This is a genomic window from Candidatus Paracaedibacter symbiosus, from assembly GCF_000757605.1.
GTDB classification, from domain to species: Bacteria; Pseudomonadota; Alphaproteobacteria; order Paracaedibacterales; family Paracaedibacteraceae; genus Paracaedibacter_A; species Paracaedibacter_A symbiosus.
Map to the genome: position 1 here is coordinate 134840 of NZ_JQAK01000002.1, position 20226 is coordinate 155065.

The following is a 20226-nucleotide window of genomic DNA, read 5'->3' on the forward strand; positions in this document are numbered from 1 at the left end:
CTTAAGTTTTGTTGCCGTATCTATCTGGAATTCTGCTGTTCCCATTTACGTTTCCCTTTCGAGGTCAAGTTTACCTGGAAGCCTTCCCTCCCGTGGCATTACCCACGCTCAGCGGTACTATGCTTCCTCTGACTCCCTAATTATCATCTTGTGTTCCTTGCCATTCAGACTTGTCGCTCAATACGCGTCCTTTGCGAATAATTAGGGTCTCCCACGTTCACTTTATGGCTTTAACAACATGCCGTGCTCTACGACCCCGAGAGTGTTGAAAACGCATTGCCCGTAGTACGCGCTTCAATATTGCCTTCTGATATCTGAAAATCATCGGCCACTCTAATTTGACCTTAACGGAGCTCAATCACTTCAGCTTATGCTTACGGCCTGCTGTTTCCCTACCTAAGCTTAACATCAGATGTTACCATATGGGGCTCAAGGCTCAGTACATAGTAAGATGGGGCTTCTTTTCTATCACGGTACTTCCAACCGTTAGTCACAAAGCGCTTCGTGGCGCACTCAGATTAGGTCAGAACTAATTCACCTTATTTATTGTCCGCACTTTCCAAAGATGAGTTTCTGTCTCATCAAACAATTCACAATCTTTTATTTTTTATGCTAATCGAAATGGCTATTACAGGGATTTATAGGAAACTCAGCATCGTTTTAACCTGGTTGGTAGTTCTGCAAAAAGGGTAAATTTATATAAAACAGATTAAGCGAAAGCATTCACTACCATCAGAGGGAGAGTGTTGGGTGCTAATCTTCAATGCATTTTGGATGGGCACTTATGGTTGATTATATCCAAGATTTATTTGGTCCAGTTTCTGTTGCTAAGTGAGCCAATTCACTTTAAATAAAAGAGACAAAAAATGCTTTTTATCACAAATAGAGCTTTCAATGAAGGCAACCAAACTATTGTTAATAGAAGGGTTACTTTTGATCTTGATAATAACGCTCCTTCTAATTCTGTTTACTGTTGTATAAGAAGGAGTAAGGATGATTACACAGAAATTGGAAGCCAAAATTTTACCAAAACTGTGCAAGAATTAGGGTATGAACAAATCCTTCTTTTTATACATGGGTTTAACAGCTTACCTGAACCAAGCATTTTTCCACAAGCAGAGTTATTACAGCTATTATTTGACCAACAGCAACCTGGTTCTATTCTTGTAATTCCTATCATATGGCCATGTGATAATGATCTAGGTATAATACAGGATTATTGGGATGATGAAAAATCAGCTGACATGAGTGCGTTTTCTTTCGCGAGGGTTCTTTGCAAATTTATTGAATGGAGCACAGCTCAAATAAAAGAAAATATATGTTTAAAACGAATAAATATCCTTGCCCATTCTATGGGAAATAGAGTTTTAAGAGAAAGTTTAAATGTATGGAACCACTATGATCTTGCCCGCGGAGTCCCACAGCTTTTTAGAAATATTTTCATGATAGCAGCTGATATAAATAATACTTCTCTTGAAATAGGAAACACCGGAGAACATATCTGCCGGGCGGCTAGAAATGTATGTATTTACTATGCTGGTGATGATTGGGCTCTAAGATCAAGTAAGATGATGAACCCGAAAGAAAAAATTGTATCCCGCCGTTTAGGACATACAGGACCTGAAAGTTTTAATAACGTCCCACCAAATGTGTATGCCTTTGATTGTGATAGCTTTAATAATACTTATGATGCACCTATTGGACATACTTATTTTACAACAAAAGATAATACAGCAGCTAGCAGTTCTGGTCTTTTATTTCAGCACATGTATGATTGTTTACAGACTGGTCGGGTTTTTGAATTAAATGCAACTTCTCGTTCAGGAGTTTTAGGGCTTACTTAGCTGTACCGAAGAAAGGTAGGTTAAAAATTGCAGGAAAGGGACAAGTGCCAACTGAGGGTGGCGTAAGAGAAGCTGTTATGAGGCACAGTCTGAGGCATGATGAGTGAATTATGTATAGTTTCTAGATGAAAATTGCAATTGTAACTATAATAACTTTCTATTAAATTATCGGTTCATAATGGGCCCATTTTCCGCAGATAAGTTCCTACACGTATACTTATAGAAACTAATTTCGCAGACAAAGAAAATCTTAAATACCCAAGAAACTGGTATAAAAAGTTTCGTATCACCCCACAAGCTACGGCACTTCTTACTAACATGGCTGAAGAAAGGGGATTAGGCATTTTTGTTCTAAAATTCACGCTAACAGAAAATGTGGTTTATTCTCAATTAATTATAGAAAAATTTCTATATTGCAAGCTTCCAAAATTTAACATACCAAGAAAGAACGAAGTTCAAAAAATCAATAATTTACACATCCAGCTGCATCTTAGCGTGAATTTTAGAACGCAAATGCTCAATACCCTAAGCACAGGCTAGTTAAGGCACCTCCTGAAGTCTTACCAAGGTAGCAAAAAGCCATTTTGCAACTCATATGAAGGCTCCCTCTTTAAATTTTAAATTATTTGGTAATCTTTTCCCTTTGGTTCGAACATGAATTTTAATGTCATTTTTACTTTGAATAAGTTCAGGTAGAAGTGCGATTGGTATGTAGGGTGAACGCTACGTACATAGCGCTCATGGCCTCTTGGTATCCATTCTGCCATTTTGAGGAGAGAACATTATGACCACAAAGATTTCCATTGATCCTGCAATACTTGCGCGAATTCCGGCCGGTGATCGCGATGCGGTTCATGCCGCACTCAAGGCGACGATTGAGCGTGAACTCGCCAACCTTGCGCCCGGTGGTGTAGTTAGTGGCTGCGAGCATAACAAGGAGGCAGGGCCGCTGCATTCGAAAGACTTCAGCAAATGTAACAAGGACTTGATCGAACACGATCTGGCAAACAAAATTTCGGCGATGGATGAAGAGCAGTATAAGAATTTTGCTGAGCGACTCAAGACGCTTAAAGGACAAGGTGGTTAATTTGTTTCCCCCCAGCACCTTGAGATATGACCGTGGATAGCATAGCGGAGAAGCTTTCGGGAGATAGCATAAGATCTGCAATTATGCCATGGGCAAGAACCACCGAAAAGGAGGGATGGTTCAGACGCGTCCTTTGTAGCGTTGCCCTGAAGTGCGACATAACGCGAGCACTGCCCGCGTTTGTTCGCGACCGCATTCTAATGGGAGCGATTAACCGCGAGCGATGGTTGCTTCATCCAAGTATGGCACCGCTCATTTATCATCCCGGCTTTGGGATTGATGACAGGTTGCCCCAGCTCATCGCCTGGGTGGTTGGGCACACACCTGAAGCCCGCCACTTGCTCCAGACGCCAAGTTCCGTCTGGTTGCCGGACGGATCGACCATTAGGCTTGCCATGGGTGAGTCGCATCAACTCGAGTATTCCCAAATAAAGCGGTCGATTAATCGACCGCTTGGGTCGGTGGTCCCGATCGACGCGACATATCACTGGGCGCCCTTTAAAATTGAGGGCCAGCTGGTGCGGGAGTCTTTGTTGACACTCCTCGTGTGGTGGGAAACTGTGGCAACTGAATTTCAGTTGTGGGCTGCCTGGGTGCGGGATGCAGTGAGTGTTGTAACTCTTCTGCCAAAGCGTGAAGGCAAGACGCTAAGCGGTTCCAGTTCGGAAATGCCGGGCCATTTCTGGTTGACCGTGCCGACCGACCGTTGCGACGCTGTTGAAACGCTCATTCATGAATCGGCTCACTGCCACTTGCTACTTGAGGAGATGCATGAGCCACTAATTGTGGAATCCGGTAACACGATCACGCTCTATTCACCACTACGCAAGACCGAAAGACCTTTGCGCGGTGCGTTCTTCGCGGCGCATGCAATGGCGCACATGCTCGCCTTTCACATCGAATTTGTGGAAAAGACCGCCGCGCCCGAGTTCAATCATCGCATCCACGAGCTGACCGTCAGCCTCTTGCCGCTGATGCAGGGGGTCAAGACAAGGCTTGGATATTTCACCGAACGAGGGCGATCCGTTTTCACGCATATAGAAGAAATGATGGGACAACTGGCATGACCAGATTGAGTTCGCTCACGATGAAAGTGGCCTCGCGCTGTAATCTTAACTGCACTTACTGCTACGTTTACAACGCCAAGGATGATGCTTGGCGCAGCCGGCCGAAAATCATGAGTGACATCGTGTTTTTGGCTGCCATCAAAAGGCTGGCCGAGCATGCGCGGGCGTCCAACACCAGGCCACTGCGTATCATATTCCACGGCGGCGAGCCCACTTTAGTGGGCTCCGAGCGTTTGGCCCGATGGTGCGAAATAGCGCGCGAGGAACTAGCCGAATTTGGCGTTTCGTTTGGCATCCAGACCAACGGGACACGTTTCACAAAACCGCTGGTCGAGGTACTAAAAAAATTCGCCTTTAGCGTAGGGGTCTCTATCGACGGACCGCGAGCAATTCATGATCGCTTCCGGGTAACCCACGCAGGCAAGGGCTCGTATGGCGAAGTGTTTAGAGGACTTGCGCTGCTACGTGAAGCGCATGTGCCCTACGCGGTACTCAGTGTTCTCAACATGCTGACTCCAGCCAAGACGCTGTACGACGATATCATGGCGCTGAAACCAGATGCCATCAGTTATTTACTGCCTGATTACTCACACGACACTTTCCCAATTACCTGTCGTGATGGTCGTCTTGGGGAGTATCTCCAAGAGCTATTCGACGAATGGTGGTTCCAAGGGACTATGCGAATACCTGTGCAACCTTTCCGTGCAATGGCATCCCTGATCATGGGCGGCAACAGCACAGTAGACATTTTCGGCAATGACCCGCTCGGGTTTATATTCATTGAAACCGATGGAACTATAGAACCGTTGGATGTGCTGAAGGTCTGCGAAAATGGCATGACCTTGACGCCATTCAATGTCCTTACCAACGGCTTTGAGGATTACACGAGAAGCAATTCCATTGGCGCGAAAGCCACTTTCCAAGGGAGCGATCTTCCATCCGCCTGCGCTACCTGCCCTGAAGCCAGCACCTGCGGCGGCGGTTACTTACCTCATCGTTACAGCCGCGGGCGAGGGTTTGATAATCCGTCAATCTGGTGTCGTGATCTGAAGGCCTTATTCTCCCACATCAGGCATCGGCTGGCTGTCCCGCATCCGGAAACCGAACTGCGCCGGCAGATCCTGCGCTCGCTGCATGAGGTAAAAATTGAAGTCTAAATCAATTGCTTGCGATTTACCCGACGTTTTGTCCGAAATTCACCGCACTACCGCACGCTGGAACATACCATTTGGACCCGCGTGCGATTCAATGGAATTGGCCTATCGTAAAAAACTCGCGATTCATGTCGGGAACGTCGCGGGTGTTGCGCTATTGAATGCCGATGAGGACGGGGAAGAATGTGCCTGCGTCGATCTCTTGACAAACTGCACTGAAGATGTTATCCAAACTTTGCTCGACACACCGGCAGTGGCGGCGCGATGTTATTGGGAACGAAACCGCTACCATCATAGTGAGATCGCGAAATTCTTGAAGGACGCCATTTTGTTACTATCCCAAGACAAAAATTCAACAGGATGGACGCCACTTGGTGATGTGTTTCTCAAGAAGGGGATCGCGGAGTATATCGCCCCGCGCATCGAGGGCATCGTGATCGATACCGTGAGTCCCAGCCGCTTGGAAGGATCGGGGGCCGGACCGTGGCGTGACTTTCCACCAGAAACATCCGATATACAAATTGAGGCTAAGCAACTGATCTCCTCCGCAATCGAACTGCTCGATAAGCATTGCGCAACTGCTAGCGAGTTTGTTCGTCGCGAACTGCGTGTGGTGGTCCCCCGAAGTACGGACAGTGCCGGCTCATCATCCACCATATCCTACCCCGGCCGCGCAGTGCTGGATTTCCCCAAGCGAGGCCTCACAGTTGGAGAAGTGGCCGAAGCGCTGGTTCATGAATCGCTCCACACCTTGCTCTACAAGCTCGAAGCATTCCATCATTGGGTTGACGATGGACCAGCCTGGTCACAAAAAATTACGTCGCCCTGGTCTGGAAATAAACTGTCGCTACACGCCTACTCCCACGCCTGTTTTGTCTGGTATGCCCTGGCAGGATTATGGTTTCAGCTGGATGGGGTGGATGAAACAGTCCTCGGCGTGCAGCCAAGGTTTCGGATGTGGGGCTCGGTGAAAGGCTTTCTCAATGACGCACTTCATCACATCGAGCAAGAAGAAGCATTAAGTATTGCGGTGCGACAGGGTTGCCGTGCTCTCCAGAGTGACATCGTCGATTGGTACGGCTAGTCCCGATGCACTCAAGTTAAGCTTCACTTATGAACCCAGCCCCTGACTAACACCCGAGGCCGGTCCACTAAGATAGTGGTCGAGGGTACCATCATCAACTATGTTTATAAAGATTTAAGTTTAGCATTAGCAATAATAACGATTTTACGCATAAGGGCAGTCAAAGCGACCATTTTCTTTTTACCTCGTTTGATAAGATTCAAAATAAACATGCTCAGTTTTAAGGGTATGATAAAAAGACTCCATGGCTGCATTATCATAGCAATTTGGGGTCAGGCGTCGGAATGACGGATATTTGACAAACTCGGCTGCAAATTATTGAAAATAGTGTAAAATATGACGAGAAAGAATTTCTGAAATTTTTTATAACTCATTGATTTCAAATAATCTTTTTCTCTAATTTTCCAACAAGAATATTATGATATGTGTGAGGTTGCGCCCCATCTAAAAATATGAAAAATTATTATAATTCAATTGTGTACAAGATGTTGTAAAAATTTCTTTAATTTCACAGCTTTCCAAAAGTTATGTCTTTTAATCGTCAGGAATAAAGATAAGTCATTAGCGAGTTGTTTTTTTGCTCTACAATCAATAAGTTGTGTTTTTTAATGCACTTCCTACTGTTTTGTTGAAAAATTCTCGGAAAATATTGTTCAAATTCAACAAGTTGAAAAATTCTCTATAAATTCTTCCTGGTCACTTTATCCTTTAAAATCAGCATCCTACAGCTGATTTTGTCATATATCCGTCATTCCCTCGCGGAACACCAATTAAGGTTCCATAAAAAATTCTTGACATGTTATTGGTGGGCAATTAAATAATTTTATGTAAACTTTATTTAGTATTTAACAAGAGGATTTTTGCCATGGCACATGTTATGCGTAAACACATAACTTTTTTCGTTCTGAGCCTATGCTTGGCGCTTAGTAGTATGCAAGTTGCAATAGCAATGCAACAAAATGATCCTACTCACCAGAATTTTATAAAAGGGCGCCTCTGTAATACGAGAGATGGTTACGCAACCTTTCCGACGAACTGGGAATCCATGAAATTTGATAAGTTTGATGGAGATAGAGTTTTAATAGGAGATGCAGGAAAGCCAGATCGCATCTCAGTTGGTAATTTTGATCACTTGGTGATTCCAGGAGATGGGGTCTATTCATTGACGGGTCGTTTTTATGTAAAAATTGGAGATGATAAAAAAACTAACGCTACCTATACCAGTATAGTAATTAATGACTTTCAACACGCAGAAGATTTTAGTAAGCTTCATGCTCTAGAGAATCATAAGTGGGATGAAGGTATTATAAATTATGTTACGAGATTAAGAAGGGGTGATAAAATAATGCTTGCTATTAAAGGTGATTCCTCACCCGTTCAGTACAATCCGTTATATAGTTGGCTTCAGGTTGAAAAGCTACACGATTAATTGATTTTCAAGATCCAGAGGCATTCCGTGGGATTGCTCTCACAGTTTTAACAGGGTGATGACTATTGTGCTATGGTTCTATAAGTGAGGGTAATACCTTTTAATGATGAAAGGGAACAGAAAGGCAAATTGCCTTTTCTGTTCCAGTTCGTATCCCGTATTGCCTTGGTCAGGCTGGTGTAAAGTATTGATCAGATGTGGTGACGGACATATCATGGGCATGGCAGTAATCAAGGCACCAGTCCTCCCGTAAGCCCTCAACATTAATGTTTGGCGTCACAATAATCTGCCTGATGTTTTTATAATCACCCTCACACATTTCAACCACGGCAAGTTGGCATTCCAGGCCCAAACCCCCGAAAATTCCGAGCAAAGTGAATCAAGTCACGAAATAGGCGGATTTCTTAAGTTTCTTTTCCTTACATAAGTGTTGAGAGCAATATGGTTTGTATAGCCAAGAACCTTGGCAATTTTTCTTGTTGAAAGACCATAACCCAAGAGTTCATTGATTCTTTCAATATCTTTATCAAATTTGCTTTTTTGGATTGTCCCTTTGGGTTTTCCTAAAACTTGACCTTGTCGCTTTTTGGAAGCCAAGGCTTCTTTTGTTCTTAAGCTAATCAGGTCTCTTTCCAATTCAGAAAACAAAGAGAACAAGGTCAAGATAACCTTTGAATTCATATCCTGGCGACTAATATCCAGATTTTGTTTGATTATAATAACCCGAACATTGCGCTCAGCCAGAGAATTAACCAGGGAGATTACTTCAGCTGTACTGCGTCCTAAACGGCTCAACTCTGTTACGATCAAAGTATCAGCTTCATTGAGTTTTTCTAGAAGTTCATCAATACGTCGTTGTTTGGTGGTTTTGCGAGAAGAGATGGTGATTTCAATAAATTCATTAATTGTCAGTGATTTTTTTCTAGCAAACTCCAAAAGTTCCAGTTTTTGATGATTGAGATCCTGTTTGTCAGTAGAAGCCCTTAAATAAGCGACTATTTTACCCATTAAAATGGCCTGTTCTGTATTAACCTAGTTTTCGTTAAAAATTAAACCACTTTGTATGATTGATTCAACATATTTTGTATTTACAGAATGTTAATAGTATAACGCCCATTAACAAATAATCAAACTAGATCATATTTAATGAACTCAATAAACAAAAGACTTTCCATCTTATCACCTCTGGAAGAATTTGCTTTTTATGGCTTCCCAGATTTTGATAAAGAACAACGGGCAACATTTTTCGATTTTACAGAAAAAGAGTTGGAAATAATTTTAAGACGTCCTTCTTTTCATTCCCAAGTTTACTGCGTTGTGCAGATTGGCTACTTCAAAGCCAAGAAACTTTTCTTTCGTTTTTCACTTGATAAAATACCCAAAGATGACCTCCAATTCATTCTTTTGTGTTACTTCGATAGTAAGGATTTACTTTCATCTACAGTGACAAAGCATGAATATTATCTGCAACGTAAATCAATCAGCAACTTATTTGGTTACCAACTCTGGTCACGCCATTTTTTACCTGAACTAAACAACCGGGCTGAGCTAAGCGCAAAGCGTGATACGGCGCCAAATTTTATAACCCATGAAATTCTGGATTTCTTACAAAATCAAAAGATTGTACGACCCGGCTATACAACTCTGCAAACTATTGTCAGCCAGACTTTGACACAAGAGAGAAATCGACTTAAATGCCTTTTGAAAAACCAGATTACAGACTCTCATAAGCAAAGCCTAAATCAACTTATCCAGAAGGAAAATACTCTATCGGAGTTGGCAGCCCTTAAACAAGATGCCAAGAGTTTTGGGGCAACACTGATGGGACTGGAGCGCAAAAAACATAGCATTTTGAAGCCCTTATACAGTATTGCTCAACAAATTTTACCACATCTTGATATTTCCCAACAGAATATCACCTACTATGCAAGCCTGGCTCATCATTATACGATTTATGACTTGGGCCGATTTGAGGAGGAACAAACCTACCTTTACCTTTTGTGCTATGTATTTAAACGTTACCGCCAAATCAATGATAATTTGGTTGATGCCTTTGCTTTTTGGTTAAGAAAGCTGGAAAACGAAATTAAGGAAAAAGCAAAGAGCCATCTTGTTGAAAATGTTGAACAATCCGATCAAAAGGTCGGGCGCCTTCTTCTCATGTACGTTGATGATAATCTGAGTGATACGCTCACATTAGGGCAGGCACGTCAACACGCATTCGAGATTCTTCCCAAAGACACGATCCGGTCTCTTGGAGAGAAGATGGTAAAAAAGCCTCAACGCAGGCAGGAGCTTCAATGGGAAGAACGAGAAAAAATGGCTTCCCGCTACAAACGCCACTTACGACCTTTATTTATGCATATTGATTTTGAGAGTCGACTCCTGGATAACCCCCTGCTCAAGGCGATCGATTGGATGAAAGAAGTGTTTGCAAAAAAGCAATCTCTATCACAGCAACGTTTTGAGATATTTCCTCGCAATTTCATTTCTTCCAGGCTGGAACCTTATCTATTTACATTCGATAAAGATGAAACCCCAATTATCCAGGCAAAATGCTATGAAATCCTTGTCTATCGCCAAATTATAAAACAAATGGAAACCGGCGCTCTCTATATTAATGATAGCGTTCAGCATCGGCCTTTCGCAGATGAGCTTGTTTGCTTAACACAAAAATCTACCATATTGAAGACTCTGGATATTCCTTGGTTAAAATCATCCTGCGAAGAACAGATTAACTCACTTTTCAGCGAACTGGAGACGCTTTGGTACCAATTCAATCATAGGCTGAAAAAAGGCCAATTAAAGCATCTTAAATATGATCCTCTTAAAAAAGAGATCATATGGACTAAGCCAAAATTTATCAATGATGACAAGGAGAGTGACCAACAAGATTTTTACGATAAACTGCCCATAAGTGAAATTAGTGATGTCTTAAGTTTTGTGAATAGCCAAACCGGGTTCTTGTCCGCTTTTACTCCATTACAACCTCTCTATAACAAACAAAAGCCTGATGAAGAGCATCTGATTGCTGCCTTGTTGTCCCATGCCACAGGGGTAGGGGCCCATAAAATGGCGCAAACAAGCGATATTTCGTACAATATGCTTGATACGACTTGTCAGCAGTATATACGTCTGGCAACGTTAGAAAAATCTCATGATTGTATTGCCAACAAGATCAGGACTTTAAGTATTTTTCTGCATTATACTTTTGATCTGGATATTCTTTATGGCAGTACTGATGGCCAAAAATACGAGGTCACCACCTCCACAATTAAAGCACGGCGCTCACGCAAATATTTTGGCAAAGGTAGCGGTGTTGTTGCGTATACATTATTATCCAACCACGTTCCAATACAGACTAAACTTATTGGGGCACATGAGCATGAAAGTCATTTCGTATTCGATATCTGGTATGGCAATACCTCTACCATTAAACCAACAGTTATTACAGGGGACATGCATAGTATCAATAAAGTCAACTTTGCTCTTTTACACTGGTTTGGCGGCGAGTTCAGACCAAGGTTCACCAACCTCAAAAAAGAACTTGATAATATTTATGGAACGAAAGAAATGCCGTCTTATCAAAACTTTCTGGTACAACCAGCCGGTCAATTAAATCGGCAGCTTATCATCGATGAAAAAGAAAACATCGATAGAGTGATTGCAACGTTAGCCTTAAAAGAAATGAACCAAAGTACTTTGGTAAGAAAGCTTTGTTCCCTGTCACCCCATAATAATACACGTAAAGCCATCTTTGAATTTAACAAACTCATTCGCAGCATCTATACATTAAAATGTATCTTGAATCCCAAGATCTTATCAGATGTCCACCGCTCTCAAAACCGGCTTGAATCCTATCATACCTTACGAGCTGCCATTGCAAAAGCTGGTGGAAGAAAAGCTTTGTCAGGACGAAGTGATATTGAAATTGAGAAGAGTAATCAATGTGGTCGCCTTATCGCTGGAGCTATTATTTACTATAATGCCTCAATTCATTCATGTTTTCTTGATGCTAATCCCCATAACCAGAAGAAATTGAAAATTGTTAAGAAATCATCACCTGTTGCTTGGCAACATATTCACTTCACAGGAAGATTCACCTTCTATACCAACAAAAAACCAATTAATCTCAGGCATCTCATTGAATACATTGATTTATAACTCCTCGTTTTTCCAAAATAATCAATCTTTTTGACTTGCTCAGAATTTTCGGGGGTTTGGGCCTGGAATGCCTAACTGGTGGTGGGGTTAAAGAGGCAGTAGGTGGAAGAACGACGCAGCTCGGGCGTAATCTCGAAACGGGTAAATTGGAACAGAAGGGAAAGGAGAGACTACATACATCTAGAAGTAGTTCTTCTTCGTCTGTGGAAGGCAAATCCAGTGCTAAAAATGTTGCAAGCCATGAGAGATATAAAATTGAATTGCGGAAGGAAGAAGAACTCAGAAAAATAATCATGAGCGGTGATAAAGATGCTTTAAAAATGAAAGAAAACATTGAACTCCTTGGTTTTAAAGGCAATAATCCTATACCTAAGGGTGTTAATAAAAATACAGGTGAAGTAACAGTATTTACAGATTCAACTCAATCAGCAGCATCACTTTATCGTCAACAAATTCGCCAATTCGAAAAGGAGGGGATCCACGGAGAATCAGCCACAAGCCGATTTATGACTGACAATAACAAACCTGCCTTACAAACAAAGTTTGCAAATGGATCTCGGGTAGCCATCCGTTCAGAAGGAAAATCGGGCCAGCCAAAAGTTGACATAAGAGATACGTACCGAAACATTGAGGAAAAAATCACTGTTCATGTACCAAAAGGAGAATAAAGATGGTTCTATCCATTAACAAAGATTTACTTGTATATGAGTTTAGCACAAAAACTGGCATAACCTTTGTGGATGTCATAAAGTCTCATATTTCCCCCGATCGTGAAAGAATGTTTGAATTGCTTTCTCTCCTTGAAAAAGGGGAAATAGGTAATTGTGAACTGAGTGATATAGCAGATGAACTGTGGGATGAAGTATCAGATGAATGCCAAGCTATTGTAGGTATCGTTGATAAGAAAAACTTTGAAATTACAAATTTTCAGCCTAAGGATCTAGATTTAACGAAGTATAGGGATGCGCTTGATTGGACAGTTCTGTCTCTTCTAATGAGTGCTAGTATGAAACCTCTCCTACCAGAGGATATTCCCTTTATCCGAGAGTATCTTAATTGCCCTATGGGACAAGAAAATGAAGCTGATGAAAAATGGTATGAATACTGGTCTAAAGTAGATTTTCCAAAACGTTTTGATTTTGCTGTGATGTAAGGGCCATCTATTAATGGCTGTAGAAAAAAGGGAAGCATTTGTTAGATGCTTCCTTTTAATTTGAGCAGCTATTTATTGTCTCACCCGCCAATTCTTGAAAGAATCCTATGAGGAACAACATGAGGAACTGGCAACGACAAAAAACATTGTTCAGGGTGTGGGCGTTCTGGCTGATACCCTAGGTTTAGGCCTAGAATATGGCTTACGCTATACAGGCAACTGCAAGCCTCCGTATTTTGATTTCCATTTGTAAAATGTAGCTTGGGCTATGCCATGCCGGCGGCAAATATTTGGTACAAGACAACTACTTTCCTGTTCCTTGATAATCCAAATAATTTGCACTTCATTAAATCTTTTTTCATCGTCTGATCCTTTTTAAATTAAGTTATCAGACTCTAATTCATTTTGGATTAGTTTATGGGGAGTAGGTCACTCTCCAAAAAAAACTGGACAAAAGCTTTTTAATAGACGAGTCAACCTTAAAGATACAGATTAAAAGAAATTGCCCTATAATCGGCGGAATATGATTACATTACTGCCAGCTGAAGGGCGCCGTCAAGTTAACTTTTGTAGATAGTAAAGATATGTTTAATTAGACCCATTAGACGCAAATGAGCTCTTGAGCCGCCTCAGACCAGATGGTGCAGGCGGCTCTAAAAGGAGACCATCTAAAAGTTGGGGGTCGTCAAGCAGCTAAAGGAAAAGGCGAAGAAGTTTCCTGCTGTATGATTTTTGCAAACCTAGTTTCAGCTCTTGATCAGAGTTTTTAAATTCCTCTGTCTCCCTTGATTTCCCTAGATACCCCCAACTTTTAGATGGTCTCGCATTAGAGCCCTCGAAAGAGGTCTACTTATTCCCCCCCCCTTCTTTCTCATTATATTGGTGAGGAATGCAACGTAAAATTTCTGAAACCAAAATCTTTTCTTTAACAGGCTTTGGCACATAGCCGTTCATACCTGCATCAATAAACTGCTGCCGATGCTCACTCATCGCATGGGCACTTACGCCAATAATTGTAAGATGCTGGAGTCGAGAGTAAGTGCGTATCTGGCGGGTTGATTGAAGCCCATCCATAACTGGCATTTCTCCATCCATCAAGATAACATCATAAGGTTTTTCCAGGACAGCTTCTAAAGCCTCTTTCCCATTAGCAACAATATCAACAACGTCGCATCCTATCTTGTGAAGAAGTCTTTGCATAAGGCGTTGGTTTGTCCGGTTGTCTTCAGCAACCAGAATCCGTAAAGATGGCAAAGCAAGATTTGCTGGAATAGCCTCATCTTTATCCTTATGTTTTGAAGAAGAGGAAGCCCCTGGAAGTTCTAAAGAGACCGTAAAACGAAATGTGGATCCCAATCCTACATCGCTTATTACCTGGATGGTCCCATTCATCTTTTCACAAAGCTGTTTTGTTATGTAAAGGCCTAAGCCCGTGCCACCAAACTGTCTCATAATGGCATTGTCTGCTTGTGAGAATGGTTGAAAAAGGCGAGAGAGAGCTTTTGCATCAATCCCCATGCCTGTGTCTTTTACCTCGCCTGTTAAAAGAAAGATGTTCTTATGGTGAGGATCCAGGATGCCATCAAGACGGAGAGAGACTTTACCTTGGTTTGTGAACTTTATAGCATTATTCCCAAGGTTAAGGAGTATTTGTTGTAAGCGTACTTCATCACCAACCAAAATCTCAGGCACACGAGTCGCAACCGTAGATTTAAGTCTGAGATCTTTTTTTTGAGCTTCTAATTTTAATAAATCATAGACCTTCTGAAGGACAGTGGCCGGTTTAAGCTCCTTGCGTTCAAGCTTTAGGGCATTGGCTTCAATACGCGAGACATCAATAACATCATTTGCAATGGTAAGAAGAGATTGAGATGCATTATAAATATGGTTGAGATATTCCCTTACTGTATCTGTGAGCTCTTCTTTTAGTGAGAGCTCAGCAAAGCCAATAATAGCATTGAGAGGGGTACGGGTTTCATGGGACATAAGAGCAACAAAGGCTGTTTTCATCTTGTTTGCTTCTTCTGCTTTTTCTCGGGCTTGACGCTGGAGTTCAAGTTCTTCTTCTTTTCGTCGCATAGATTCTTTTTCAGCCTCTCTCAGCCAACGACTGAGTTTTATATCCTTCACTATAGAAGATGCTTTTTCGGTAAGAGGCATAAGCCAATTTACAAGACCTGTCGTATAACTATATTCGCTATTATTTATCAAGGCTACAACGCCTAAGAGCTTTGATGGGTCTATGGCAAGAGGAAGAATTAAACAGGAATAAGAAGAAAAAAAGTGATTACCAATGAGCGGCCGCCTTAACTCAAGCACTTGTGCAAATAACTCTTTTAAAGAAGCTTCTATCTCTGGCCTCTCTGAGGAAAGAACAGAAGTATCCTCAAACGCTCGGCTCATCACAGCTTGCCCATTCTCATAAAAAACCTCTTTTAAAAATCCATTGTGACTTTTTGAAAGTTTTATAAAAGTTCTTGTTATAAGCTGGAGGGTGCTTATATCCTTTACACGGTAAAGGTCGCCGTCTGAAAACATTGCTTCTTTTTCTTCGGATGCCACATAAGCTTCCCCAATTTTATTTATAGCTTTTAAAATGATATTATTATTCCATAGTACCTGGTTTAACTTTTTTATCTCAGCCTCTCGCATTTTTTCTTCCGTAATATCATGGGCGATGCCCAGAATCAGCCGAGGTTCTGAACAGTTTTCCGGGAGCCCAACCCAACGGAACCAACGAAAATCCCCGTTTTTTGTATAGTATCGGTTCTCAGAACTGAATTGAGCAATACCCCTGCCGAGTTGGTTACTAACAGCATTTTGGGTCTCTTTTACATCGTCAGGATGGAGGTAGTCCTCAAGGCAATGCATAAGCAGCTCTTCTTTACTCCAGCCAAGGAGGCGACAAAATTCTCTGCTGACGCGCCTGAATTTCATAGGTGGTGGGAGTTCCACGAGCACAAAAATATACTGTGACTGCTCAAATAATCTCTCCAATTCATCTTCTGTAAATCCCCATATCCGACTTTGAGAGTGTAGAGTTAAAGGCTGGGATGGGGCTGGCAATGGCACTGCAATGGAAGAGGAAACATTATCATGAACGGTGGATGCTTTAAGGAGAGGGAGATCATCCTTTTTCTCCTCTAAATCTGATGCTTTAAGAGGGGAAAGGGCTATAAGAAAGTAGAAAAGAATGAGGGCTTTTAAGTATGACATTTTCAATACTCCCCAGGAAATAAAAATACCAACAATTAACAAGAATAACTTTTAAATTAAGGCAAGTTGCCAGCAATAAGGAAAGTTGCTAAATTATTGTTAAATAATGAAAAATTACTTAAGACTATACCAGAAATAGAAAAATTTGCAACTAATCTTAAGATAGGAGAGCATTCCAATCCGGGGGGTCGTTAGGGAAACCAAGAAAAAAGAGGTGGTCCCCAATTATTGGACAGTTTAGCAGCAAAAATAAGCTATAGGGGTTGCGCCTGGAACCCCCTATACACAACTTTCGGTTATATCTCTTGTTTCACCTCCTTGGCCTTCAATTGGATGTTCCTGATTACACAAGACTATCACGCCGAGGGACTGTCCCTTTGCGCCAATTAGAAAAAATGGATGAACCCGGTCATCTTGTCATTGATAGTACAGGTATTAAAGTATTTGGAGAAAGTGAATGGCTCGAAACAAAAACAGTACAAACGCAAAGTCTGGCGTAAGCTTCACCTTGGCATTAACAGCAAGAGATTCATTGTTTCTCGGATAATGACAAGTCATTTAACAGAGGATCGATCCTGCTTAGACGCTCACCTTAAGCAGGCCGATGCGACAAAGATTACGCAGCTTATTGCTGATGCGGGCTATGATAGAGAAGGTGTTTATGAAAAGCTAGAATTAGCCAACAATTCCTCCAGCTCCAGGATCCCCTTCACTGTCACAAGAGGATTTCTCTGTCAGACAAAAGGGTATTAATTACATTGATAAAAAGGGACTATACGCCTGGCAAACAAAAAATGACTATGGCAGGAGAGCAAAAGTAGAAAATACGATATACCGCTATAAAGAGGTGATCGGTCGTAAGCTTAATGCCAGGTTATGGGATAACCAGGATGCAGAATTGCATCTTGGGTGCCTTATCATGAATACTTTTACAACCTTGGCATGCCGAAATCAGTTAAAATCTAATAAATACGGGGAAAAGGGGGACTTTATTCTTTCGTCCTATTTACGCAACAATGTCGCTACTCGACCTTTAAGTAGAAAACTATAAATAAAAATTAACGTATTTTTTTAATGATGTTTTTTTATTTTGAGGGTGAGGCATAAAATTGAGTTTCTAAACTTTGTTTACAGATACAGATTTAGTCTGTAGTAGTCCCAAAAAAAATTAATGAAAGGAAAAATCTTGGAGAGCTTAACGCTATTTTAGATCAGGAGAACTGAGATGAAAAAAATATTATTCTTTTTGCTTCCAATACTTACCTTTTTCTTACAATTAACCCCTTTAAAAGCCATGGAATCCAGAGTAGAATATGCGGGCTTGTCAATTGATGGGGGAGGTATCAGAACCTTAGTATCGTTAAAAGTACTTATTGCATTAGAAGATGTAATTCATGAGCATGCGCCAAAAAAACATCTTTCAGAAATGTTCGATTACATTGGTGGCACTTCTGGAGGAGGGACGCTGGCGCTTGCTTTAACTTTGCCTCCCCCTATGCCAGATCAACAACCTCCTTCTCTAGGAGAATGGTTAGACATATTTATAGGTGCTAAGAACGTCATTTTTCCTAAGAGTAGGAAGAATTATATTAAACAATTTTTTTGGGGTTCTCGATATTCTCCAAAACAATATGAAGAGCATTTAAAGAACTGGTTTGGCCCATTAACATTAAGTGACCTAACCACAGACGTCGTTGTTACCAGTACCCAACTAGAAACGCAAAAACCTTACCTGTTTACTAAAGAAAAGGCAATAAGAGACGAAAAATATAATTTCCTTCTAAGGGATGTAGCACGCGCAACGACCGCAGTGGTATCTCAATATCCAGCTTACAGAGTTTCGACTGCTACTTTTTCAACCCCTCTCCTGATTGATGGTTGTATCTCTTTTATAAATTCATCTCAGTTTATTGTTAATAGGATTATGAAGAACTCACGAGACGAGAATTTTAGAAAGGGGCGTGAAGTCGCTACTCATAATAATATTTATATGCTTTCTCTCGGAGGAGACGTACAAATAAGCGATACAAACAAAAACACGGGCAACATATGGCTTCTCCCTTACTTTATTAACCATTTCCGTGAAGGGGCAAATGATGGGGTTAATCACGAAATGAAAAGTTTGTTAGGTGATAACTATAAACGCATTGTTCCAACATCAGAAATTGAGAAAATAAAATATGATGACGCGACAGATGAGGTAATAATCAAAATTGACGAGGTCGGCAAGGACTTAATAAACAAGCTGAAAAGCAAAGGCGAGATCGAAGATACGGCTCGCAAACTTCTATATATTTATGACAGGAAGAATGAACATTACTAATATGAGTATTTTACCAATCGATATTGCTATTGATTGATAGCTTACATAAAAAACAAAAAATATTTTTAAAAGGAAGGTGTAATATGTTTAAGAATTCTTTTAAAAAAAATATTATGGTCTTTACTTTAGTGGTATCTTTTTTCAATATTTTTCGCGAGAGGCTAGAAGCTTTTGAAGCAGAAGGAAGCAGTAATCCCTCTCGCAACAAGATTTATACAGCCTTATCAATTGATGGAGGAGGTATCCGTGGTTTGATCCCACTTAGAATACTTGAGGAGATCGAAAAGAAAACCGAAAAGCCGATTTGTGAGCTTTTTGACTATATTGGTGGAACATCAACAGGAGCTTTACTTACTTTAGGTCTTACTGTACCTCATGAAAAAGAAGGAAGAGTCCCTCGCTATACGGCTAAGAGTTTGGTAAGCCTCTTTACAGGAGAAGAGAGGTTTGAGGTCTTCTCGACTTCTTTGATGAATAAGATTAAATCCGCTGGGAAATATTTAGGATCCTTATATTCAGCATATAAATATGAAACACTTCTTAGCAAAAAAGTAGGGAATTTTTACCTAAACGATGCTTTAACAAATATATTAATAACTGCTACAGAATTTAAAACAAAGCATATGAGTGTATTTTGTAAGGAAGGCAAAGATATTGGAAATAAAATACTTGAAGGAGAAATTTTAATGCGAGAGGTGATGCGTGCCACTTCGGCTGCACCTACTTATTTTCAAGCTGCACGCGTAACAGAACCGACAGAAGATGAAAGAGGCTACACCGTAACTTATTATGTAGATGGTGGCATTTGCTGTAACAATCCTGCCCAACTTGTATGGAACCGCCTGCAAAAACAGTTTAACGCTACGCCAGACAACGTTTATTTGCTTTCCCTTGGTACAGGGGTAGTTAGTCAAGAAAAGCTTTCTGTGCCGGGTGCTGATGCTTGTTTACCTAAATGGATACCCGTGCTAGCAGATTATTTTATGGAGAGTAATAGTTGGGCTGTACATAAAGAGATGAAATACGTGCTTGGTAAAAAAAATTATAAACGCGTACAGCCGGTTTTAGAAGCAGCCATAGACCTTGCAGGCGTAGATGAGGAAAATTTAGAACGATTAGAAAAAGCGGCATCATCTGTAATGGATCAAGTAGATGAAATCTGTGAGCAGCTTAAGAGGGCAGGAAAATGGTAGGTAAGAGACTCCATCAAGTTTTGTCGCACACTCTCCTTTATATGTCTTGGTTACATATTATTATAATTTAACATAAGGTTAGGGAAAATTTTAAGCAGCCATTGTGGCAGACTTCAGATATTAGGGGTTCCAGCCACAAACCCTCCATTTTTCTGAGGGCTGCTTAAAATCGTTGCTGTGCCTTTCTTTGTTGGCAGAGATTGTTTTTTCTATCACAAGGTTTTTCATTACTTTTTAAAGAGAAAATAGCTGTTTTCCTGGAATTAAGTTGTGGTTATTTATGTAACTCAGAAAAATGGAGGGTTTGTGGCTGGAACCCCTGATAGGAGTTGTGGTATTTGTAAATTTCAGTACCAGCATATGAAAATCCAAGAATAATGGCCCCTAAGATCGCTACCTTGGGAGGAATTGTAAAAGAAGGTTGTTTTCTACGAACGGGACGGGTCATATGACTTTCATCTTTTATGCCAAGCTGGCAATCAATAATTTTCTCTACTGTAATACTGAGATAA

The 20226-nt window shown here is 41.0% G+C and carries 16 protein-coding genes and 2 pseudogenes; 13 read left to right on the plus strand and 5 right to left on the minus strand.

The genetic code is table 11. The features are described 5' to 3' along the window. Positions 1–866 precede the first annotated feature (866 nt). Complete coding sequence (locus IG80_RS0108175) at positions 867–1844, plus strand: alpha/beta hydrolase (protein WP_032113571.1); 978 nt, start codon at positions 867–869, stop codon at positions 1842–1844. 784 nt (positions 1845–2628) lie between these two features. Then, positions 2629–2931, plus strand: a complete 303-nt coding sequence (locus IG80_RS0108185; RefSeq protein WP_032113573.1) for a hypothetical protein — start codon at positions 2629–2631, stop codon at positions 2929–2931. A gap of 197 nt (positions 2932–3128) precedes the next feature. Here IG80_RS0108185 and IG80_RS15765 read toward each other — a convergent pair whose 3' ends face one another. Next, positions 3129–3419 (minus strand): hypothetical protein, encoded by a 291-nt coding sequence (locus tag IG80_RS15765; protein WP_198027311.1) that lies wholly within the window; start codon positions 3417–3419, stop codon positions 3129–3131. Positions 3420–3464: 45 nt separating this feature from the next. On the opposite strand from IG80_RS15765, the gene IG80_RS15770 reads away from it, so the two are divergent. The 4 genes from IG80_RS15770 to IG80_RS0108205 all read left to right on the plus strand — a co-directional run bounded on the left by IG80_RS15770 (position 3465) and on the right by IG80_RS0108205 (position 7665). Further along, positions 3465–3998, plus strand: a complete 534-nt coding sequence (locus tag IG80_RS15770; RefSeq protein WP_198027312.1) for an aKG-HExxH-type peptide beta-hydroxylase — start codon at positions 3465–3467, stop codon at positions 3996–3998. Continuing rightward, complete coding sequence (locus IG80_RS0108195) at positions 3995–5155, plus strand: radical SAM protein (RefSeq protein ID WP_032113575.1); 1161 nt, start codon at positions 3995–3997, stop codon at positions 5153–5155. The genes IG80_RS15770 and IG80_RS0108195 overlap by 4 nt, the downstream gene beginning before the upstream one ends. Continuing rightward, complete coding sequence (locus IG80_RS0108200) at positions 5145–6236, plus strand: aKG-HExxH-type peptide beta-hydroxylase (RefSeq protein ID WP_198027314.1); 1092 nt, start codon at positions 5145–5147, stop codon at positions 6234–6236. Before IG80_RS0108195 ends, IG80_RS0108200 begins: the two co-directional genes overlap by 11 nt. An 865-nt stretch (positions 6237–7101) precedes the next feature. Next, complete coding sequence (locus tag IG80_RS0108205) at positions 7102–7665, plus strand: hypothetical protein (protein ID WP_032113577.1); 564 nt, start codon at positions 7102–7104, stop codon at positions 7663–7665. Between the two features lie 169 nt (positions 7666–7834). Here the strand turns inward: IG80_RS0108205 and IG80_RS0108210 are convergent, their stop codons facing one another. Continuing rightward, on the minus strand, positions 7835–8038 hold the full coding sequence (locus IG80_RS0108210; protein ID WP_032113578.1) for a hypothetical protein: 204 nt from the start codon (positions 8036–8038) through the stop codon (positions 7835–7837). 11 nt (positions 8039–8049) lie between these two features. Then, positions 8050–8673 carry a recombinase family protein gene (locus tag IG80_RS0108215; RefSeq protein ID WP_032113579.1) on the minus strand — a complete coding sequence of 208 codons (624 nt, stop codon included), beginning with the start codon at positions 8671–8673 and terminating at the stop codon, positions 8050–8052. Positions 8674–8811: 138 nt separating this feature from the next. Here IG80_RS0108215 and IG80_RS0108220 point away from each other — a divergent pair, with 138 nt between their 5' ends. From IG80_RS0108220 to IG80_RS15775, 4 genes are all read left to right on the plus strand, one after another. Beyond that, entirely contained in the window at positions 8812–11829 is a 3018-nt protein-coding gene (locus tag IG80_RS0108220; protein ID WP_032113580.1) for a Tn3 family transposase, read from the plus strand. Positions 11830–11864: 35 nt separating this feature from the next. After that, positions 11865–12497: a hypothetical protein gene (locus tag IG80_RS0108225; RefSeq protein WP_198027315.1), complete on the plus strand. Its 633-nt coding sequence runs from the start codon at positions 11865–11867 to the stop codon at positions 12495–12497. A 2-nt stretch (positions 12498–12499) separates the two neighbouring features. Continuing rightward, the gene (locus IG80_RS0108230; RefSeq protein ID WP_032113582.1) at positions 12500–12982 is read left to right on the plus strand and encodes a hypothetical protein; all 483 of its coding nucleotides are present in this window, start codon (positions 12500–12502) and stop codon (positions 12980–12982) included. A gap of 94 nt (positions 12983–13076) precedes the next feature. After that, a complete protein-coding gene (locus IG80_RS15775; RefSeq protein WP_198027318.1) occupies positions 13077–13235 on the plus strand; it encodes a hypothetical protein in 159 nt (52 codons plus the stop codon). Here IG80_RS15775 and IG80_RS14065 read toward each other — a convergent pair. Together IG80_RS14065 and IG80_RS13380 are read right to left on the minus strand one after the other, a co-directional pair. Then, a pseudogene (locus IG80_RS14065) lies at positions 13199–13324 on the minus strand (transposase); the annotation flags it as partial. The gene IG80_RS15775 and the pseudogene IG80_RS14065 overlap by 37 nt on opposite strands. 504 nt (positions 13325–13828) lie before the next feature. Continuing rightward, positions 13829–16198 (minus strand): response regulator, encoded by a 2370-nt coding sequence (locus IG80_RS13380; RefSeq protein WP_052046268.1) that lies wholly within the window; start codon positions 16196–16198, stop codon positions 13829–13831. Between the two features lie 305 nt (positions 16199–16503). Between IG80_RS13380 and IG80_RS14695 the strand changes: the two are divergent. The 3 genes and pseudogenes from IG80_RS14695 to IG80_RS13385 form a co-directional block, all read left to right on the plus strand. Next, positions 16504–17164: pseudogene (locus IG80_RS14695) on the plus strand (IS5 family transposase); the annotation flags it as partial. A 259-nt stretch (positions 17165–17423) separates the two neighbouring features. After that, positions 17424–18521 (plus strand): patatin-like phospholipase family protein, encoded by a 1098-nt coding sequence (locus tag IG80_RS0108255; protein ID WP_032113585.1) that lies wholly within the window; start codon positions 17424–17426, stop codon positions 18519–18521. 83 nt (positions 18522–18604) lie between these two features. Continuing rightward, on the plus strand, positions 18605–19714 hold the full coding sequence (locus IG80_RS13385; RefSeq protein ID WP_052046269.1) for a patatin-like phospholipase family protein: 1110 nt from the start codon (positions 18605–18607) through the stop codon (positions 19712–19714). Positions 19715–20226: the final 512 nt, after the last annotated feature.

What these genes read in the sequence shown, in the direction of transcription:
- IG80_RS13385 (WP_052046269.1), top strand. Translation starts at nt 18,605, where the DNA reads ATGTTTAAGAATTCTTTTAAAAAAAATATTATGGTCTTTACTTTAGTG.
- IG80_RS0108195 (WP_032113575.1), top strand. Translation starts at nt 3,995, where the DNA reads ATGACCAGATTGAGTTCGCTCACGATGAAAGTGGCCTCGCGCTGTAAT.
- IG80_RS13380 (WP_052046268.1), bottom strand. Translation starts at nt 16,198, where the DNA reads ATGTCATACTTAAAAGCCCTCATTCTTTTCTACTTTCTTATAGCCCTT.
- IG80_RS0108185 (WP_032113573.1), top strand. Translation starts at nt 2,629, where the DNA reads ATGACCACAAAGATTTCCATTGATCCTGCAATACTTGCGCGAATTCCG.
- IG80_RS0108255 (WP_032113585.1), top strand. Translation starts at nt 17,424, where the DNA reads ATGAAAAAAATATTATTCTTTTTGCTTCCAATACTTACCTTTTTCTTA.
- IG80_RS0108205 (WP_032113577.1), top strand. Translation starts at nt 7,102, where the DNA reads ATGGCACATGTTATGCGTAAACACATAACTTTTTTCGTTCTGAGCCTA.
- IG80_RS0108230 (WP_032113582.1), top strand. Translation starts at nt 12,500, where the DNA reads ATGGTTCTATCCATTAACAAAGATTTACTTGTATATGAGTTTAGCACA.
- IG80_RS0108175 (WP_032113571.1), top strand. Translation starts at nt 867, where the DNA reads ATGCTTTTTATCACAAATAGAGCTTTCAATGAAGGCAACCAAACTATT.
- IG80_RS0108215 (WP_032113579.1), bottom strand. Translation starts at nt 8,673, where the DNA reads ATGGGTAAAATAGTCGCTTATTTAAGGGCTTCTACTGACAAACAGGAT.
- IG80_RS0108220 (WP_032113580.1), top strand. Translation starts at nt 8,812, where the DNA reads ATGAACTCAATAAACAAAAGACTTTCCATCTTATCACCTCTGGAAGAA.